Annotated in this window: 21 protein-coding genes; 9 read left to right on the plus strand and 12 right to left on the minus strand. The window is 73.7% G+C overall.

Annotated elements, in window-relative coordinates; all coding sequences use genetic code 11:
- Positions 1-25: 25 nt before the first annotated feature.
- Together FHX75_RS13480 and FHX75_RS30745 are read right to left on the minus strand one after the other, a co-directional pair.
- Positions 26-1072, minus strand: a complete 1047-nt coding sequence (locus tag FHX75_RS13480; RefSeq protein WP_154939921.1) for a fatty acid desaturase family protein — start codon at positions 1070-1072, stop codon at positions 26-28.
- A 32-nt stretch (positions 1073-1104) separates the two neighbouring features.
- Positions 1105-1254, minus strand: a complete 150-nt coding sequence (locus FHX75_RS30745; protein WP_170285366.1) for a hypothetical protein — start codon at positions 1252-1254, stop codon at positions 1105-1107.
- A gap of 444 nt (positions 1255-1698) precedes the next feature.
- Between FHX75_RS30745 and FHX75_RS13485 the strand changes: the two genes are divergently transcribed.
- Complete coding sequence (locus FHX75_RS13485; protein WP_246158285.1) at positions 1699-2418, plus strand: SigB/SigF/SigG family RNA polymerase sigma factor; 720 nt, start codon at positions 1699-1701, stop codon at positions 2416-2418.
- A gap of 34 nt (positions 2419-2452) precedes the next feature.
- Here the strand turns inward: FHX75_RS13485 and FHX75_RS13490 are convergent, their stop codons facing one another.
- The 5 genes from FHX75_RS13490 to FHX75_RS30750 all read right to left on the minus strand — a co-directional run bounded on the left by FHX75_RS13490 (position 2453) and on the right by FHX75_RS30750 (position 7437).
- Complete coding sequence (locus FHX75_RS13490; RefSeq protein WP_154939925.1) at positions 2453-3943, minus strand: glycoside hydrolase family 130 protein; 1491 nt, start codon at positions 3941-3943, stop codon at positions 2453-2455.
- Positions 3940-4992, minus strand: a complete 1053-nt coding sequence (locus FHX75_RS13495; RefSeq protein WP_154939927.1) for a glycosyltransferase — start codon at positions 4990-4992, stop codon at positions 3940-3942. The genes FHX75_RS13490 and FHX75_RS13495 overlap by 4 nt, the downstream gene beginning before the upstream one ends.
- Complete coding sequence (locus FHX75_RS13500; protein WP_154939929.1) at positions 4989-6125, minus strand: glycosyltransferase; 1137 nt, start codon at positions 6123-6125, stop codon at positions 4989-4991. The genes FHX75_RS13495 and FHX75_RS13500 overlap by 4 nt, the downstream gene beginning before the upstream one ends.
- Positions 6126-6235: 110 nt before the next feature.
- Positions 6236-7267: a glycosyltransferase family 4 protein gene (locus FHX75_RS13505; protein ID WP_154939931.1), complete on the minus strand. Its 1032-nt coding sequence runs from the start codon at positions 7265-7267 to the stop codon at positions 6236-6238.
- Positions 7264-7437, minus strand: coding sequence for a hypothetical protein (locus FHX75_RS30750; RefSeq protein WP_170285367.1), 174 nt, complete (start codon positions 7435-7437; stop codon positions 7264-7266). Before FHX75_RS30750 ends, FHX75_RS13505 begins: the two co-directional genes overlap by 4 nt.
- Positions 7438-8050: 613 nt before the next feature.
- Between FHX75_RS30750 and FHX75_RS13510 the strand changes: the two genes are divergently transcribed.
- The 3 genes from FHX75_RS13510 to FHX75_RS13520 all read left to right on the plus strand — a co-directional run bounded on the left by FHX75_RS13510 (position 8051) and on the right by FHX75_RS13520 (position 10360).
- Complete coding sequence (locus FHX75_RS13510; protein ID WP_154939933.1) at positions 8051-8476, plus strand: LapA family protein; 426 nt, start codon at positions 8051-8053, stop codon at positions 8474-8476.
- Positions 8477-8479: 3 nt separating this feature from the next.
- Positions 8480-8998, plus strand: a complete 519-nt coding sequence (locus tag FHX75_RS13515) for a DUF5994 family protein (RefSeq protein ID WP_154939935.1) — start codon at positions 8480-8482, stop codon at positions 8996-8998.
- A 180-nt stretch (positions 8999-9178) separates the two neighbouring features.
- A complete protein-coding gene (locus FHX75_RS13520; RefSeq protein ID WP_154939937.1) occupies positions 9179-10360 on the plus strand; it encodes a low temperature requirement protein A in 1182 nt (393 codons plus the stop codon).
- Between the two features lie 64 nt (positions 10361-10424).
- On the opposite strand, the gene FHX75_RS13525 is transcribed toward FHX75_RS13520, so the two are convergent.
- Positions 10425-10748 carry a nuclear transport factor 2 family protein gene (locus FHX75_RS13525; RefSeq protein ID WP_154939939.1) on the minus strand — a complete coding sequence of 108 codons (324 nt, stop codon included), beginning with the start codon at positions 10746-10748 and terminating at the stop codon, positions 10425-10427.
- A 246-nt stretch (positions 10749-10994) separates the two neighbouring features.
- Between FHX75_RS13525 and FHX75_RS13530 the strand changes: the two genes are divergently transcribed.
- Complete coding sequence (locus tag FHX75_RS13530) at positions 10995-11411, plus strand: FUSC family protein (RefSeq protein ID WP_246158014.1); 417 nt, start codon at positions 10995-10997, stop codon at positions 11409-11411.
- Between the two features lie 114 nt (positions 11412-11525).
- Here the strand turns inward: FHX75_RS13530 and FHX75_RS13535 are convergent, their stop codons facing one another.
- Both FHX75_RS13535 and FHX75_RS13540 read right to left on the minus strand, forming a co-directional pair.
- Positions 11526-11744 (minus strand): hypothetical protein, encoded by a 219-nt coding sequence (locus FHX75_RS13535; protein ID WP_088964186.1) that lies wholly within the window; start codon positions 11742-11744, stop codon positions 11526-11528.
- Positions 11745-11892: 148 nt separating this feature from the next.
- Positions 11893-12561, minus strand: a complete 669-nt coding sequence (locus FHX75_RS13540; RefSeq protein ID WP_246158017.1) for a DUF1707 SHOCT-like domain-containing protein — start codon at positions 12559-12561, stop codon at positions 11893-11895.
- Positions 12562-12733: 172 nt separating this feature from the next.
- On the opposite strand from FHX75_RS13540, the gene FHX75_RS13545 reads away from it, so the two are divergent.
- From FHX75_RS13545 to FHX75_RS13555, 3 genes are all read left to right on the plus strand, one after another.
- Complete coding sequence (locus FHX75_RS13545; protein WP_154939941.1) at positions 12734-13162, plus strand: ATP-binding protein; 429 nt, start codon at positions 12734-12736, stop codon at positions 13160-13162.
- A 71-nt stretch (positions 13163-13233) separates the two neighbouring features.
- Positions 13234-14430, plus strand: a complete 1197-nt coding sequence (locus tag FHX75_RS13550) for a PP2C family protein-serine/threonine phosphatase (protein WP_154939943.1) — start codon at positions 13234-13236, stop codon at positions 14428-14430.
- Between the two features lie 146 nt (positions 14431-14576).
- Positions 14577-15332: a GAF and ANTAR domain-containing protein gene (locus tag FHX75_RS13555; protein ID WP_211364460.1), complete on the plus strand. Its 756-nt coding sequence runs from the start codon at positions 14577-14579 to the stop codon at positions 15330-15332.
- Here the strand turns inward: FHX75_RS13555 and FHX75_RS30755 are convergent.
- Positions 15286-15651 (minus strand): STAS domain-containing protein, encoded by a 366-nt coding sequence (locus FHX75_RS30755; RefSeq protein WP_170285368.1) that lies wholly within the window; start codon positions 15649-15651, stop codon positions 15286-15288. The two genes, FHX75_RS13555 and FHX75_RS30755, sit on opposite strands and share 47 nt — an antisense overlap.
- 128 nt (positions 15652-15779) lie before the next feature.
- A complete protein-coding gene (locus tag FHX75_RS13565) occupies positions 15780-16565 on the minus strand; it encodes a DUF3152 domain-containing protein (protein ID WP_154939949.1) in 786 nt (261 codons plus the stop codon).
- A gap of 234 nt (positions 16566-16799) precedes the next feature.
- Between FHX75_RS13565 and FHX75_RS13570 the strand changes: the two genes are divergently transcribed.
- Positions 16800-18041 carry a DUF2786 domain-containing protein gene (locus FHX75_RS13570; protein WP_246158020.1) on the plus strand — a complete coding sequence of 414 codons (1242 nt, stop codon included), beginning with the start codon at positions 16800-16802 and terminating at the stop codon, positions 18039-18041.
- Positions 18042-18049: the final 8 nt, after the last annotated feature.

Consider the following 18049-nt stretch of genomic DNA (forward strand, 5'->3'; position numbering starts at 1 on the left):
CCACGAGGTACGCGGGAACGCGGCCTCAGCGCAGCGCGGCGTCCGTCCGCGGCTCGCCGGATCCGATGTCGTCCAGGTGGCGCAGTGCCTCTGCCCAGGAGCGGCCGAGGGTGGTCTCGTGGTAGTCGATGTCGTGCTCGGCGCAGAACCGGCGGATCAATGGCCGGGCGTGGCGCAGGTTGGGGCACGGCATGCTCGGGAACAGATGGTGTTCGATCTGATAGTTCAGCCCACCGAGCAGGGCGTCGACGAACCGCCCACCGCGCACGTTGCGCGAGGTGAGGACCTGCCTCCGCAGATAGTCGACGTTGTCCTCGGCAGCGAGGATCGGCATGCCCTTGTGGTTGGGCGCGAACGAGCAGCCGAGGTAGAGGCCGAGCACCCCCTGGTTGACCGCGATGAACGCGACGGCCTGCGCCGGGCTCAACACCAGCAGGACGGCGGCGAGGTAGCCGCCCAGGTGCAGGGCGAGCAGTCCGACTTCGGCGGGCCGACGCGCGATGGGGCGTGGGCCGAGGAGGGCCTTCACGCTGTTGGCGTGCAGGTGCAGGCCTTCCAGCAGGAGCAGCGGGAAGAACAGGTACGCCTGGAAGCGGACGACCAGCGCACCGAGGCCGCGCCGTCGCCGGGCCTGGCCGGTGGTGAAGGACAGGGGCGCCACGGTGATGTCGGGGTCCTTGCCCTCGGTATTCGGGTGGGCGTGGTGACGGTTGTGCTTGTCCACCCACCACCCGTAGCTGAGCCCGGTCAGCAGGTTGCCGTGCACCAGGCCGATCAGGTCGTTCCCGCGCCGCGTACGGGCTATCTGCCGGTGCCCGGCGTCGTGGCCGATGAATCCGGCCTGCGCGAAGACCACCGCGAGGGCCGCTGCGACGCCGAGCTGCCACCACGATTCACCCAACCGGGCGAACAGGCCCCACAGTCCGACGAAGGAAGCGACGACGAGGCCGATCCGCACGGTGTAGTGCCCCCGCCGCCGCTCGAGTAGACCCGCGGCCCGGACCTGCCGGGACAGGTCGGCGTAGTCACTGCCTCGCTGGCGGTCGGCGCCAATGCTGGTGTCACTCACGATCGCATGTCCACTCGTCGCAGTCCGCCAGTTGATCAGCGGCGTCGACCCGGTCCTCCGGTCACCCGCTCCATGAGCTGTCGAAGCTTCTGCTGGGTGCTGGGCTTGGCCGCCTGGGTGCGGCCGAACCGCATCAGGTCACGACCCTTCGGGCTGTTGAGCAGACCCTTGATCCGTTCAGTCATCGATCCCGACGTCACGATGCACTCCCTCTTGACGGCCGGCTGCCGGCTGACCCGGCAACCTTTCACCTTCAGTGTCAGCCATCGCCGAGCCGTGCCGGGGCGGATTGGGTGATCCTCCCGCCGTCGCCGAGTCAGCGGCCGCCACGCTGGGACACCTCATACTTTCGGCTAGCAATTGATCGGTCTTTCGGGTAGCGTTCGCGGCATCAAGTGAACGACATGACGCGGTGGCGAGGCCCGTGATCGTGGCCTTGCGACAGCGCACCAGCCCGTATGTGCGCCCCGGCGACAGCCGGTTCGGAGATCTTCCGGTCGACTCGATCAGCGGGCACGTGCGGGAAGGCCACACTCATGGTCACCACCTTCGAACCGACGACCAGCACCCGCTTCGGCCAGCGCAGCAGCGCGCAGAGCGCCGACAGCGCGGATGCCCTCCTGGCGACGATGGCCGCGACTCCGGCCGGCGACCCCCGTCGCCCGGCGCTGCGGGAACGCGCCATCGAGGCGTGGTTGCCGCTCGCCCGCCACCTGGCGCGCCGCTACTCGGGACGCGGCGTACACGACGAGGATCTGGCCCAGACCGCGGTGGTCGGGCTGATCAAGGCCGTCGACAACTTCGACCCCACCCGGGGCGTCGACTTCACCGGGTACGCCATCCCGACCGTCATCGGCGAGATCAAGCGGTACTTCCGCGACCGTACCTGGGCCGTGCGGGTGCCCCGCCGCCTGCAGGAGCTCCGTCTGTCGATCACCGAGGCCAACAGCACCCTCAGCCACACCCTGGGGCGCTCACCGACCGTGGCCGACATCGCGACGTACCTCGACCTGCCCGAGGAGACGGTCCTGGAAGGACTGGAAGGGGCCCGCGCCTACCGCGCCACCTCCCTGTCCACCCCGACCGGCGCCGACGGCAGCATGGAACTCGGCGACACCCTCGGGACGCACGACCACGGCCTCGACCTCGTCGAGCTCCGCGTCGCCCTCGGCCCGGCCCTCGCCACGCTGCCGGAACGCGAACGCCGGATCCTGAGCATGCGCTTCCACGGCAATCTCACCCAGGGCCAGATCGCCGAGCAGATCGGCATCTCGCAGATGCACGTCTCCCGGCTCATCACCCGAGCGCTGGCCACCCTGCGCGGCCATTTCTCCGACGAGCGCCTCTGAACCGCCGGTCCCATCCGGCCCGCAGCCCCGGCGCTCACCCGTCCCGGCCGCCGCGCGGCGGGGTTTCCACCATCGCCGCGACGAGGGCGGCCACCGGTACGGTGGCGAACCCGACCCGGGCGTCGCTGGCCCCGTACGGCAGCCACAGCTCCCCGGCGTGAATCAGCCCGCCACAGGAGTAGACGACGTTGGGCACGTAACCGTCCCGGTCGGCCGCGTCGGGTGACAGGAGCGCGCCGGGAAGCTGCGCGACGACCCGCTCCGGTCGATGCAGGTCGAGCAGGAGCGCACCGACGGCGTACCGGCGCATCGGGCCGACCCCGTGGGTGAGCACGAGCCAGCCGGCGTCGGTCTCGATGGGGGACCCGCAGTTGCCGACCTGGATCAGCTCCCAGCTGTCCCGGGGCGCGTGCAGCGGCGTCGGCTCCTGCCACCGGTTGTCGCCGTCCAAGCAGGTCAGACCGATGGTCTCGCCGTCGGCGCGGCACAGCGCGAGGTGACGGCCGCCGACGGTACGGGGGAACAGCGCGACGCCCTTGTTGCGGGCGCCCGGCCCGCGCATCGGGGTCACCTCGAAGCGGCGCAGGTCGGTGCTGGCCAGCGCACGGGTGGCGATGCGCCGTCCGTCGTAGGCGGTGTAGGTGGCCCGGTACACCGGTCCGGACTCGTCGGTGAACCTGACGAACCGGGCGTCCTCCATGCCGTTGCTCTCCGCCGGAGTGGCCGGCCAGAGCACCCGTTCGTGCAGGGCGGTGTCGGCGGGGAAGGTCGTGGCGTAGCTCGCGGCGTCGATGCGGCGCAGGTGTTCGAGGGTGTCCAGCCCGGTGCTGCGGGAGAGCAGGTCCGGTGGCAGGTTGCCGAGCACCCGCTCGAAGGCAGCCTCGTCGTACCGGTCGGGCAGGGCGTCCAGCACGGTGGCGGTGACCTCGTTGTCCCAGTCCTCCTCGGCCAGGCCGGCAGCGAGCAGGTCCCGGCGGTGCCGTACGCCCGTTCGCTGCCCGACCACCAGGGGGCCGGACCGGTCGGCGACGGTGAGCCGGCGCCCGGGTCCGACGATCGCCGTGGCGAACCCGATGGACGACAGGTGGCCCTCGCCGATCTGGCGCAGGCTGATCGCGACGCGCAACTGCCCGGCGTCCAGGTTGGTCTGGTCGGGGTGGGCGACCATCGACGGGTTGCACAGCGCGGCGGACTCGACCGCGTACTCGTGGCTGAAGTAGGCACCGACCAGGAGTCGGGTGGTCGGGGACAGGTCACGGGCGCGCGCGATGCGGTGCCGCACGAGGTCGTAGTGGTGGTGGAACGTGCCGGCCAGGTCGCGGTGCCGGGTGCCGAAGCGGTCGAAGGTGTCCCGCAGCAGCCTGCCGGTCTCCTCGTCGTCGAGGTGCGCGACGCGGTCGATGAGCGCTCCGGCGCGGGTGCGGACCACCGCGGCATCCTCGCCGGGAATGAAGAGCTTGGCGATGACCCGGCGTGGATCCGGGGTGAGGGTCACGCCGTGCCGGACGGCCAGGGTCCCGGTCACGACCACCGCCCGGCGTGCTGCAGGGTGGAGATCAGCGCGAGGGTGGACTCGGCACCCTGGTTGAGGTTGGGTCCGTGCGCGGTCAGCCCGTCGTAGCCGCCGCCCGTCTCCGGATCCCACATCGCCGTGCCGACGTCGTTGTCGCCGAGGAACCACCCGACCGCCTGCCGCACCCCGGTCTCCCAGCCGAGGTCGCCGGTGACCGTGGCGGCGGTGGCGCAGGCGTCGGCGAAGGCGGCGGCCTCGATCGGCTGCTGGTCGTGGCGGAGCCGCACCGCGCCGCACCGCCACCCGCCGGCGGGTATGACCGACAGCCGCCCGTCGCGGACCTGGACGTCGCGCAGCCAGGCCAGCATCCGCAGCCCGTCGTCGAGGGGTGGGCCGCCGTGGCGTAGCTGGCTGGCGGCGATGACCACCTCGGCGAGGGCCGCGCTGGCGTACGTCAGCTGTTGCCGCGGCCAGGGCCACCGCGGGTCGGGCCCGGGTCCGCCGACCGCGGTGGCCGCGTCGGCCAGCAGCGCGGCTGCGGCGGCATGGGCGGGGTGGCGGCGCAGCACCTCGGCCGCGCCGAGCCCGGCGAAGGCCATCGCGTGCGGAGTCGGGGCCCGCCGGGTGGCACCCCTGCTGAAGGCGACCAGCGCCTCCTCCCGGATCCAGGCGGCGGGGCTGCGGGCGGCGGCGGTGCCCAGCCCCCACAGCGCCCGGCCCCACCAGTCGCCGAGCGCGGGCTGGTCGGTCCAGCGCCGGTCGTGGCCGAGCCGGTTGTGGAACGCGCCACCGGCGTCCTGGGCGTGGGTCAGGAAGGCGAGGTAGCGCTCCGCGAGCCGGAGCACCTCCTCGGTCGGCTCCGGCTGTCGGCTGGTCACGACCAGGCCGCGGGCCACGTCGTCGGTGCAGTAGCCGTGCTCCCGGCGGACGATGGCGTGCCGGGCGTGCTCGAACAGGCCGGTGTCGTCGCTCAACCGGATGAGGTGCGCGAAGCTCGGCGCGGGGGCTGCCGACGCGCGCCGGCCGACCGACGTGGTGGGCCGGCCGGTGGTCGCGGTCACGCCGACGCCGCGCTGACCACGGACGGGCGGGCGGCGGTGAGCCGCTCGGCCAGGGTGCCGTAGCGGGCCGCCACGGCCGGCCAGCGCAGGTGCGCGGCCAGTGGCTGGACGCGCCCGGCCAGCCGGGCGGCCAGGCCCGGTTCGACCAGGATCCGCCGGATCGCCGCGGCCAGCGCCGCCGGATCCCGATGGGGTACGACCAGACCGGGGCCGCCGGTGAGCAGCTCGACGGCGTGCGGGAACGCCGTGGAGACGACGGGCACTCCGGCGGCCACCGCCTCGATGAGCACTCCGGAGGTGACCTGTTCCCGGGAGTCGTAGGGCAGCACCACCACGTCGGCGGAGCGGATCAACCGGCCGAGCGCGACCTGGTCGTGGTAGACGTCCTGGTAATCCACGGCGTGCGCGATGCCCAGCTCGGCGCCGAGTCGGTGCAGTCCCGACCGGTACGCCTCCCCCTGGTGCTCGATCACCTTCGGATGGGTCCGGCCGGCGACGGTGTAGGTGGGTGTCGGGTCGAGGTCCTGCAACCGTGCGAGGGCCCGCAACGACCACTCGACGCCCTTGCCCGGACCGAGCAGCCCCCAGGTCAGCAGGTGCGGCCGGGTACGACGGGCGACGGGTGCGCCGACATGCTCGGCGGCACCGTGCGGGATGACGGTGACCTTGCCCGGAGGCACGGTGTAGCCGACGAGCAGCCGGTCGCGGGCCGTGTCGGTCATCGTGACGACCGCCCCGGCGACGGTGACGATCTGCTCCAGCAGGGACTTCTGCCGGGCGGAGGGCTGGCGGAGCACGGTGTGCAGGACGACGATGCTCGGCACGGTGAGCCGGCGCAGCAGCGGCAGGACGTCCTCGCCGTCCGCGCCGGGGTAGATGCCGTACTCGTGCTGCACGACGGCCACGTCGTAGGTGTTCAGGATGGCTGCGGCGTCCCGCCAGCCGGTCGGGGTGCGCGTCGACCAGGTGTGCACCACCCCGGGCCCGGGCCGCTGGTCGTCGCCGCGGTCGGTGACCCGCACGATGCCGCCGCGCGCGCCGTCGGCGGTCAGGTGGGCGGCGAGGGCGGAGTTGAAGGTGGCCAGTCCGCATCGGGTCGGCGGGTGGGTGCTGAGGAATCCGTAGCTGAGCATGGGTGTCGGGCCTTCCGGTTGTCGGCCGCCGCCGGAGCACGGGGGCGAACCTCACGCGGTGACGGCGCACGCCGGCCAGCGTGTGTAGCCGGCGGAACGAAAGGGGCGGGTCAGCTACGGGCGAGGGATCCTGGCCGGGCGTGGTTGGTCAGGTGGTCGTAGACGGACAGGTAGTCGGTGACCATCCGGTCCGCGCTGAAGCGCTGCCGGGCCCGCGCCCGGCAGCCGGCCCGGTCGAGCCCGGTGGCCCGGGTGACGGCGTCGGCCGCCTGCTCGACGGTGTGTACGAGGAAGCCCGTCACCCCTTCGTCGACGACTTCCGGCATGGACCCGCGCGCGTACGCGACGACCGGTGTGCCGCAGACCATCGACTCCACCACCGACAGTCCGAACGGCTCGTCGAAGGCGATCGGGTGCAGCAGGGCGGTGCTGGCGCCCAGCACCTCCGCGCGCCGGCGGGGACCCACCGATCCGAGGAAGACAACCTGATCACCGTCGATGTGCGGGGCCACCTGCTCGGCGAAGTACCGCTCGTCCTGCACGATGCCGCAGATGGTCAGGGGCCGACCGGCGAGGCGGGCGATCTCGATGGCGGTGTGGGTGCCCTTGTCGGGATGGATCCGGCCGAAGGCGGCCAGCCCGGGGCCGGCGTCGCAGGTGAACGGCAGCGCGGTGAGGTCGACGCCGTGGTGCACCGTGGCGACGTAGTCGAGTTCGGCGCTCCGGTCGGCGTCGGAGATCGACACGTAGGACGAGCGGGCCCGGGCGTACGCCGGGAGGATCCCGGCGCCGGAGAAGCCGTGCACGGTGGTGAGCAGCGGAGCGCGGCACTGTTCGGCGAAGGCCAGCGGCAACCAGTCGAGGTGGTTGTGCACCAGGTCGAACTGCCCCGAGCGGGCCAACGCGTGCGAGACGTGCATCGCCTCCCACACCCGGCCGTCCATGTCCGGGTCGTCGGCGTACCCCCGGGGGCACACCCCGTCGAGCCGCGCGGAGGTGACCGAGTCCAGCGTCGCGAAGAGTGTCACGTCCACGCCGCGGGTGGCCAGCCCCTCGGCGAGCAGGCCGGTCACCTGCTCCCAGGGGCCGTAGTGGTGCGGGGGTGTGCGCCAGGCGACCGGTCCGAGCAGCGCCACCCTCACGGGGACGGCGCGTCGGCGAGCTCGGCCGGATCGAGATGCAGGGTGGCGAGCAGCCCGACGTGCTTGGCCGGGTCCACCCGTTCCGGCAGTTCGCGCTCGACCCACTCGGCCCTGAAGGGCTGGCCTCGTTCGCGAAGGACGGTGACGATCCGGTGCCTGGCGATCCTCATCGGGTACTCCCTTGTGAAGCCGTCCGGGGCGGTCACGCTCCTGGACGGCGGTGTGTTGGCGCCGGTCGGCTCCGCCACCGGCCGTCGGGGCGCGGGGCGGACCTGAAACCTTGCGTGACCGGCGGATCGTGCGGTCGGGACGTGGTCGGCGATCAGCCAGCACGACGAGCTCGCTGCCCCGATGGGGATGACGATCGTTGAAGGCCCCTCGCGGGCTGGCGGCGACGGCACCTGGCGCCACCGGGACCCCGGGCGACATACCCACCGTACGCCTCACGGGCTGGATCGGCACAATCACCGGAGGCAGCGCTGCCCGGAAATCGCCTGCCGATGGTGAAGGCGGTTCAGGCGTACGCTGACAGTGTCGCTCGGGAACCCCGGGGACTGACGGCCCGCCGCCGGCGGAGGCACCCCACCGATCGGGGTCACCGCGTCACCGCACCTCCATCCACCAGGTCGCCGACCCTGCACTCGTGTCCCTGGCCGGCCCCTCCCCCGCACCGGTACACCGGGCCGCGACACTCCGTCGCAGACCCGCCCTCGCCCGACGCCCGCGCTGGCCCACGCCGGCAGCCAGGTACGCCGGGCACCCATCGGAAGGCGGCGGTTCGTGATGACCGCACCCCGAAACAGCCATGTCCGACTTCCCCTCCCCAACGGGCACGACGGCCCCGCCACCACTCGCCTGACGCCCCTGCGCCCCGCGGTGAAGCGCTCGCGGATCGGCGATCTGTGGATCGTCGCCGTGGTGTTCGCGATCGTGCTCCTGCTGCTCCTGGTCTTCGTACTGCAGAACGGGCAGCGGGCCGAGGTGACGTTCCTCGGCGCACACGTCGCCCTGCCGCTCGGGGTGGCACTGCTGCTGGCCGCGGTCGTCGGGGTCCTGCTCGTCGCCCTCCCCGGCACCGCCCGGATCGCACAGCTGAGGGTGCGCGCCCGCCGTTCCGCGACGCGATCGGCGGGGCGGCCCGCGCCCGGTCCGACCGCCCCGTCGGCGACCGGCGTCGCCCGGGCCCTGCGGCCTCACCGGGAAGGCTGAGCCATGTCCGTCACCGGCCAACCTGCCGCCCCGATCGCCGCTTCGACGCCCAGCGCACCTCGGCTCGTCCTCGCCACCACCCGGAGCCGGGCGGTACTGGACGGCGGCTGGTGGCCGCGATCCTGGGACCCGGCCGCCGAACTCCCCGGACTCGTCCTCGCCCTGGCCGAACGCCATGGCCGGATCCGGCACATCATGCTGAACATCCACGCCTGGGACAGCCGGCCCCACCGGTTGACCGTCGGACCGGACGTGGTCCGGCTCGGCTGGTTCGACACCCTCGACCCCGCCCTGCTGGTCGCCACCACCGGTCGGGACATCCAGGTCGACCTGCTCGTGGTGCCGCCCGCCACCCCACCGGCGGCAGCCGAGCGGGCGATGGCGACCGCCGCCGACCCGGCCGACCTGAGGCGCGCGCCCGAGATCCTCGCCGCCGTCCGGGTACCACCGGCGGCCACGACCCGCCCCGATGCGTACGCGGTGTGGGACAACGAGGGCGGTGGCGACGGAGTCACCAGGTAGGGCCGGATCCCCGGGTCGACGCGAGGCGCGACTGAGACAGTGCCGGCGGGGGCGACGGGATCCCGTCGCCCCCCTGGGCGGATCACACCTTCTGCCCGTAGTGCGCCCATTGTTCAACTAATGTTCGGTACGGCGCTCCTCGAGGCCTTCACGACCCGGAGTCAGTAGACGGGCGACCCGATGACGACCGACCGAGCAGTAGGCCTCACCCGCGAGGGTGAGGGGCCACAGCGGGCGACCCTGCTGGAGCTGTTTCTCGATCTGGTCTTCGTCGCCGCGCTCGCCCTGACCTCACGCACCCTGGCCGAGAGTCTCGACCGGGTCGGGATCCTCCAGACCGTGGTGCTGGTGATGGCGATCTGGTGGGTCTGGTCCGTCACCGCACTGACAACCGACCTCTACCACGCGCAGCGGCCGCCCATCTTCGTCATGACGCTCTGGGTCATGCTCGGGACCATCCTGATGGCTGGCTCGCTGCCCGGAGCCTTCTCCGACCACGCCCTCGTCTTCGCGGGCGCGTACGTGGCGATCCACGTGGGACGTGGCATCTTCCTCGCCGCCGCACTGCGCGGCCGCAAGGCGCAACTGCACGCCGGCCGGTTCATCTTCTGGTTCGTCGTGTCCGCCGTACCGTGGCTCGCCGGCGCTCTCGTGACGGGCCCGGCGCGGGGCCTGCTGTGGGGCGGCGCGCTCGCCGTCGACTACGGGGCGGCCTGGCTCCGTTACCCCACTCCACGACTCGGTCGGGTACCGATGGCGCAGTACCGGGTGGCCGCCGACCACCTGGCGGAGCGTTATCAGCAGTTCTTCACGCTCGCCCTCGGTGATCTCCTCCTCGTCACCACCCTCACCTACGCCGACCACCACGTGACGGCCAGCCACACCGCGGCCCTGCTGGTGGCGTTCGCCGCCACCGTGCTGCTGTGGCAGATCTACGTCCACCGCGCCGGGGCCCTGCTGCAAGCCGCCATCGAGGCCTCCCGGGATCCGGGCGCATTCGTGCGGTCCGCGCCCAACACCCACCTGCTCATGGTGGCCGGCGTGGTCGCCACCGCCGCCGGTTTCGAGATCGTCATCGCCCATCCCACCGAGCAGACCACTCCCTGGCTGGCCGGCGTCATTCTCGGCGGACCCGCGTTGTTCCTGGCCGGACGCGCCCGATTCGAGTACGAGGTGTTCAGCCGCGTGTCACCGTCCCGGCTGGTCGCGCTGCTCGTACTGGCCGTCGCGAGCCCCGCCCTGATGCTCGCGCCCGCACTGGTGGCCGGCCTCACCGCCACCCTCGTCCTGGCCGGGGTCGCCGTCTCGGACGGTATCCGCGCCTACGGAAGCCCACCCGAGCCGCCGGCGCCCGCCCTGTGACCGACGACCGGAGGCGCCATCGCGGGTGCGACCCAGCCGGTCACCCGTCGGGCTCGCCTCCTGCTCAGGGCGCGATGCGCAGCCGGCGGATCTGCCGGTCGTCGTAGTCGGCGAAGCGGAAGCGCAGGCCGGCGACGGGGCTGCCGGGAAAGTCCCCACTGATGGTGGCGGTCACCACCGTCCCCGCCGAGGTGTCCTCGACGTCGGTGATCTCGTACGACACCAGGGGCGTGTCCCGGCGCCAGGCGCGAATCGCCTCGATTCCCCGGTGTTCCCTGCCCTCGTCCTCGACGACCGCGTCGTCGGCGAAGAGCGCGAAGTAGGCGTCCCGGTCCGGCTGGCCGGCCAGCGCGAAGTAGCGACGGATGATCTCGGGTGGTTCGGTCATCGGAGCCCTCCGGTGGACGTGCGTCGGTCCGAGGATCGTCGCACCGCTGAGGGCGCCCGCGGACGTGATCGCCACCGCAACGGCCGGCCAGGCGCACCGCGCGGCCCACCGCAGCCGAGGTGGGAACGACTACGGCCCCGCCTGCCGGGTAGGAAGGGACGTGAGCGCGCCTGCGGACTGTCCCCCCGGCTGCGGTGCGGCGCCCCCGGCCCGCCCGCCGGCGGACGGACCGTCCCGGGACGCCCGATGAACGCCGCCGTCGACAACGCGCGGCGCACCGTGCGGGAGGCGTACGAACGGCTGCGCACCTACTTCATCGTCGCGCTCCAGGCGGGGCTGGCGGCGCGACTGTCCTGGTCCATCGCCAGCAACCTGCTGCACAACCCGCAGCCGCTGTTCGCGCCCGCGGCGGCGGTGGGCACGATCGCCGCCGCGATCGGCAACCGGGTACGCCGGACCGCCGAGCTGCTGGCCAGGGTGATCCTCGGGGTGCTGGCCGGGGACCTGATCATCGAGGTGATCGGCGCGGGGCCGGTGCAGACCGGCTTCGTGGTGGCGCTCGCGATCTCGGTGGCGGTGCTGTTCAACCCGGTGCGGGTGGTGCACCGCGCGGCCGGCCCGACGCGGGACCTGTTCGCCCACCAGGCCACCACGGCCGCCTGACGTACCGTGATCAACGTTTGTGATGGGTGACCTGACGCGGACGGCGGAACCCCGGCGGCGCGGACGACCGCGCCGGCGGGGGTCGGCGTCAGTTTCGCGCGAACGTGCCCGCGCTCAGCGGGGCAGCTCGCGCCACGCGGGATTACCCCCGCGCCAGGCCCCGGCGAGAATGCTCGCCGAGGTACGACTCGGACACTCCTGCACCTTCGAGCGGCCGTAGGCGCCGCCGATCTGTGCCTGTACCTCCCAGCGCAGCCCGTCGCTGCGGATGTACACGTCGCGACGGCCGCGTGCCGTCGCGTCCCCGTTCCACCAATGCTCCTCGACGATCACCTCGCGACGGTATCTCAACCGGCGTCCGATCGGCACTGCCCGGTGGCCCACTACCGCAGCTCGATCGGCTGGCCGGGCGGCCGGACCTCGGCGAAAGGAACCGCTTTCGGTCCCACCGTCGCAGTCGGGCGACCGGACCGACCGGTCGTCAGTCGTCGGAGTCGGGCGACCGGTTCTCCAGCTTCCTGCGCTTCTTCTCCTGCTTGCGCATCCGCAGCTCCCGCTCGGAGGGCTTGCGTTTGATCGCCACCCCGCCCCACAGGGCGAACCCGCCGACGGTGACCGTCGGGGCACCCGGCGCGCCCGGCCCGGTGGCCCGGTGGTCGAAGCCACCCATCACCCCGACCCCGGTCACGTGCACGGTGGCGTGCTCGGGCACCCAGATCTCCAGGCCCCCCATCAGGGCGTAGGCCTTGATCCGCACCGCCCCGACGGTGAAGATCGCGTCGCGCAGGTCGACCAGCCCGCCGCCCCAGAACGCCAGGCAGGTGAACTCGGGGCCGACGCTCCACGGGCCGGACCGCTCGAACTTGCCGGCCAGGGCGTAGCCGCTGCGCGACACCGGTGCCCCGGCGACGTACGCCGGCGGCGGGGGCGGGAACAGCGACGACCCCACGGCCGGGAGGTCCTGGGTCAGGGGTTCCAGTTCGGCGTAGGTGCGGGCGGCGTAGACCCGGCTCAGCCGCTCATCCAGCTCGCCCAGGTCGAGCCGGCCCTCGGCCGCCGCCTCCCGCAGCACGGCCGCGACCCGCTCCCGGTCGGCGTCGGAGGTACGGATCTGTCCCGGGTGCACCGGTTCCGGAATGAGCTCGCTCACATAGAGGAGCGTAGAACAACCACGCACCCGGCCGGGCCCGCGCCACCCGCCCGACGGCGGTCCGGGGCCGGGTCGCCGCGGGCCGGGACCGCGGCCTGCGGCGGGGCACTGTCCGGGTCACGACACCGGAGGAAACCGCTTAGGACGCGGCTACGGAGGGTAAACCGGGATCATGGCACAGCTGCGCACCTCACCCCCGTCGCCGCAGGCTACCGAGCTGCGCCGGTGGCAGCTGTCCAGTGCCGCCGACCTGCGCGGCCTGCGGGCGTCCCTGCACCAGGCGCTGACCGGCGAGGAACTGGTCGCCGGGAAGGAGCTGGACGAGGTGCCCGAGCTGATGGTCCTGGTCGCCACGGAGCTGGCCACCAACGCCCTGCGGCACGGCATCCCGCCCACCATCGTGCGCCTGCTGGTCGCCGAGGACCGGTTCATCCTGGACGTCGCCGACCACGACCTGAGCACCATCCCGGAGCTGGTCGACACCCGTCCGATGGGGGCCGGCGGGCGGGGCCTGCAGATCGCCGAGGCCGTCTCGCTGGACGTCGGCTGGTACGCCACCGACCGCACCAAGAACATCTGGGCCGCCTTCCCCCGGAGCTGACCGGCCGGCGTTCCGGGCGGCGACCGGCGGGGTACCCGTACCGGCATGGGGGCGGCAGGACGGAGGCGACGGTGAGCGAGCGGGCAGCGCTGCACGGACTGCTGCGGCACTCCCACCACGCGCGCCCGGAGGACCTGCCGGCGCTGGCCGGACGGATGGCCACCGAGCTCGGCGCCACCTCGATGCGGATCCACCTGGTCGACCACGAGCAGCGGGAACTGCTGCCGATGGACGACGGGGGCGCCGACCGGGGCTCGCTGGCCGTCGACGGCACGCTGGCTGGGCGGGCCTACGCGATGATGCGCCCGTACGCCGCCGACAGCCGGCCCGGGCCGGCGCGGCTGTGGGTGCCGCTGCTGGACGGGCTGGAACGGCTGGGCGTGGTCGAGGTGCTCTCCGCCGAGCCGATCCCCGCCGACCGGGTCTCCGAGTTCGAGGCGGCCTGCGCGCTCCTGGCGGAGCTGGTGGTCACCCGGTCCAGCTACAGCGACACCGTGGAGCTGGTGCGCCGCCGTGCGCCGATGCGGATGGCCGCCGAGATGCTCCGCGCCCAACTGCCGCCGCTGACCTTCGCCACGGGCTGCATGACCATCAGCGGCATCCTGGAGCCCAGCTACGACGTGGGCGGGGACGCCTTCGACTACGCGGTCAACGGCGACATCGCCCACCTGGCGCTCTTCGACGCGGTGGGGCACGGCTCGTACGGCGGGATGCGGGCGGTGATGCTGGCCAGCCTGGCGCTGGCCGCGTACCGCAACGCCCGGCGGTCCGGTCACGACCTGATCGCCACCTACCACCACATCGACACGGTGGTCCGCGACCACGACCGGCGGGGCCTGATCACCGGCGTGCTGGCCGAACTCGACCAACGCAGCGGCCGGCTGCGGGTGATCTCCGCCGGGCACCCGAGCGGCCTGGTGCTGCGCCGGGGACGGGTGGCGACCGTGCTGCCGACCCCGACCGCGCTGCCGGTCACCCTCGGCGAGCACCGGACGCCGGTGGTGGTCGAGGAGGCCCTGGAGCCCGGCGACGACGTGCTCTTCCACACCGACGGGATCACCGAGGCGCGCTCCGCCGACGGGGAGGCCTTCGGCGTCGACCGGCTGGTGCACTGCGCCGTCCGGGCGCTCGCCGACGACCTGCCGCTGCCGGAGACCGCCCGCCGCATGGTGCACGCGATCCTCGCCTACCAGGACGAACAGCTCGCCGACGACGCGACCGTGCTGCTGGTGCGCTGGCACGGCCCCGCCGCGCAGCCGTTGACCTGATCACCCACCGGATTGACGCGCGACGCACCGGGGTATCGGCGGATTCGTCAAGGACCGCGTCGGGGTCGGTGGCGTGCCGGAACCCCCGCATGCGGTGGGGAGGAGGCACCGTGCCGGCCAACGATCAACCACAATCCCGACCTGCGGTGCCCCCTTCCGCCGGCCGGGACGGGGCGACCAGCGGGCACGCGCTCGCCGCCCGGCTCGCCATGCTCGCCCGGGAGTTCCAGGGCGAGCGGACGGTGGAGGACACCCTGCGGGCCATCGTGCACGCTGCCGTGGACACCGTGCCCGGCGCCTGGCACGCCGGGATAACCGAGATCGAGGGGCGACGCCGGGTGAGCACCCCCGCCGGCACCGGTGAGGTGGTGCTGCGGGTCGACCGGGCGCAGTACGAGACCGGCGAGGGCCCCTGCCTCACCTCGGCGTACACCGAGCGGACCGTCCGGCTGCCCGACGTGGACACCGAGGAGCGCTGGCCCAGGTTCATCGCCCGGGCGCGGGAGCTGGGCGTCGGCAGCATGCTGTCGTTCCAGCTCTACGTCGCCCGGGACAATCTGGGCGCGCTCAACCTCTACGCCCGGGAGCCGCACGCCTTCACCGGCGAGTCGGAACGGGTCGGGCTGCTCTTCGCCTCGCACGCCGCCGTGGCGATCGCCGACGCGCGGCGGCTCGACCAGCTCAGCCGGGCGCTGGACGTACGGGACCTGATCGGCCAGGCCAAGGGCATCCTGATGGAACGGCACCGGCTCACCGGCGCCCAGGCCTTCGAGCTGCTGGTGATGGCGAGCCAACGGATCAACGTCAAGCTGGTCGACGTGGCCCGCGAGCTGGTGGAGACCGGCGAGCTGAGCGTCACCGGCCAGCGGGAGCGAGCCCGAGCAGGGCGAGCACCCCGGTGATCTCCAGGACCCGACGGACCACGGGCCGCGCGTTCGCCACCACCAGCGGGCAGTCCCGGTCGGCGGCCCAGGCGTACGCGTCGAGCAGGACGTGGACGCCGGAGGAGTCCAGGAAGGGCACCTCGGCGAGGTCCACCTCGACGGGGGTGCCGGTGAGGTCGGCCAGCACGGCGTCCAGCGCCGCGCGCAGCTCGCCGGAGGTGGCGAAATCCACCTCGCCGGCGACGCTCACCCGCAGGAGGTGGCCGCCGATGTTGGTGAGGGTGATCCGGAGGTCGGCCGCCGATGTCGACAAGAGTTGCCCAGGCTCGGTGTGCACTGCACTGCTCCCTACGCCCACCGGGCTCGTTCCCTCGTAGCAGAAGGCAGAGACCAGCGCAGCCAGCCTAGCCGCAGCCGGCGGGGAAAGCACGGGCCCGTCCCGTGGGCGGGACGCCGACGCCGGGGTCAGTCCCCGGCCGGCACCGGGTCGTCGTACTCGCCGGGACGGCCGGTGTGCAGGGTGCCGTCGACGTACGGCCAGGCGTTCGGCGCGCAGCCGTGCAGCCCCAGCGTCTGCTGCTGCATCACCGGGGCCGGCGCGCCTTGGGCCGGGCACAGCTCGTGCCCCATGCCGAGCCGGTGGCCGACCTCGTGGTTGAGCACGTACGCCCGGTAGGTCGCCAGGTCGCCGCCGAACCCGGGCACCCCGCGCGCCCAGCGGGCCACGTTGACCACCACCCGGTCCCCGTTCCGGCAGGAGGTGTAGCGGTCGTCGGCGTCCCCGCACAGGTCGGCGCGGGTCGCCGGGGTGGCCAGCAGCACGGTGAAGTCGGCCGGGACGTCCGGGCCGACCCGTTGCAGCCGCCACCGCCCCCCGCCCGTCCAACCCCGGCGGTCGGCGAGCACCACGGCCACCTCCCGGCCGAACCGTTCCACGTCCACCTCGTCGATGCCGCCCTCGACCGCCACCCGGTACCGCAGCAGCTCGCCCACCCGGCCGGCCACCGCACCCCGGGCGGTCGCCGTGCGCCAGGTGCCCGTACCGCGCTCGGGGTAGCCCAGGACGGGGGCGGTGGGCTTCGCCGGTCGGCCCGGGGGTGGGGCGTCAGCCGGCGCGGCGGCCACCGCCGCGCGGGCCGGCGCGGGCGCCCGGCGGACGTCACCGATCAGCTCCCCGAGGTCCAGCTCGCCGCGCCGGGCCGCCCAGGCGCCGCCGCCCAGGCCGGCGACCACCACCAGTGCCAGCACCATTGCGCCCGCCCGGGCCCCGGCCCCGCGACGACCACGGTGCCGGCTCCGGTCGGCCGACCCGCTCACCGTGAGGCTGCCCACCCTCGACCCTCCGTCCGCTCGGGCAGTAGTACGCGGACGGGGCCCGTGCGGATGAGTGATCCGGCTGTCGAATCCGCACCCGGTACCGTTGCCGGGCAGACACTCCCGACGATCCGGACACCACCCGGGCGTCTCGCCCAGGAAGGACCACCCGTGCCGGACGCCCACGCCCTCATCGCCGACGCGGTCGCGGCGGTGCGCGGCACCGACGTACGCGACGCGGAGCGGAAGCTGGACCGGCTCGTGGTCGGCACCGGCGCCCCGGACGGCACGGCGGTGGTCGACGCCGCCCTCCTCGACCGCCTGGCGGGCGCCCTCGCCCGGCTCTGGCCGCGCGGCTGGCAGCCGGTCGACGTGGCCCGGATGGTGACCCGCCGCCTCGGCGCGCGACCCGGCCGGCTGGTACGCGACGCGCTCGCCGCGCAGCGGCGGGGGCAGGCCGGCGACGTCCCGCCGTGGTGGGACGAGCAGCTCGACGGGCTGGCGGCCCGGGTGTGGTGGGACGACGACGCCGGCTGGCTGGCCCGGTGGGCCGCCCGCGAGGGCGAGGACCGGATCACCGCGCTGCGCGACGCGGTCGAGGTGCTGGCGCTGCTGGACGGCCTGCCGCCGATCGCGATGCTGCGCCCGCCGCCGGGCGGGGGCGGGCCGACCGTGGCCCGGCGCGCCACCTCGGGGCGCAGCGGTTCCCCGATGCTCGACCGGGTGCGGGCGCTGCTGGCCAAGGCCGAGTCGACCACCTTCCCGGCCGAGGCGGAGGCTTTGACCGGCAAGGCGCAGGAGTTGATCGCCCGGCACAGCCTGGACCGGGCGATGGTCGAGGCCACCGCGGAACGCCCCGACCTGCCCGGCGGGATGCGCCTGAGCACCGACGCCCCGTACGCCGGGGCGAAGGCGCTCCTGGTGCAGGAGGTGGCGGCGGCGAACCGGTGCGAGTCGGTCTGGAACGACGACCTGGGCTTCGCCACCGTGCTCGGCTTCGCCGGCGACCTGGAGGCGGTCGAGCTGCTCTACACGTCGCTGCTGGTGCAGGCCACCGCCGCGATGCTGCGCGGGCGCACCGAGCGCAAGCGGGGCAGCAGCCGGCGGACCAAGGCGTACGACGAGTCGTTCCTGCACGCGTTCGCGCTGCGGATCGGGGAACGGCTGCGGGCCGCGACCGAGGAGGCAAACCGGCAGGCGGCCGAGGCGACCGGCCCGGAACGGCTGCTCCCCGTGCTGGCCGCCCGCTCGGACGCGGTCCGCGAGCGGATGGAGACCCTCTTCCCCGGCGTCACCCGGGCCCGGCTGACCATCCGGGACGCCGACGGCTGGCACTCTGGCACCTCCGCCGCCGACCGGGCGTCGCTGAGCGCCGGCACGCCACCGGCCCGGCCACTGCCCGGCCGGAGCTGACCGCTCGG

The sequence above is a fragment of the Micromonospora palomenae genome (assembly GCF_007829925.1).
GTDB classification, from domain to species: domain Bacteria; phylum Actinomycetota; class Actinomycetes; order Mycobacteriales; family Micromonosporaceae; genus Micromonospora; species Micromonospora purpureochromogenes.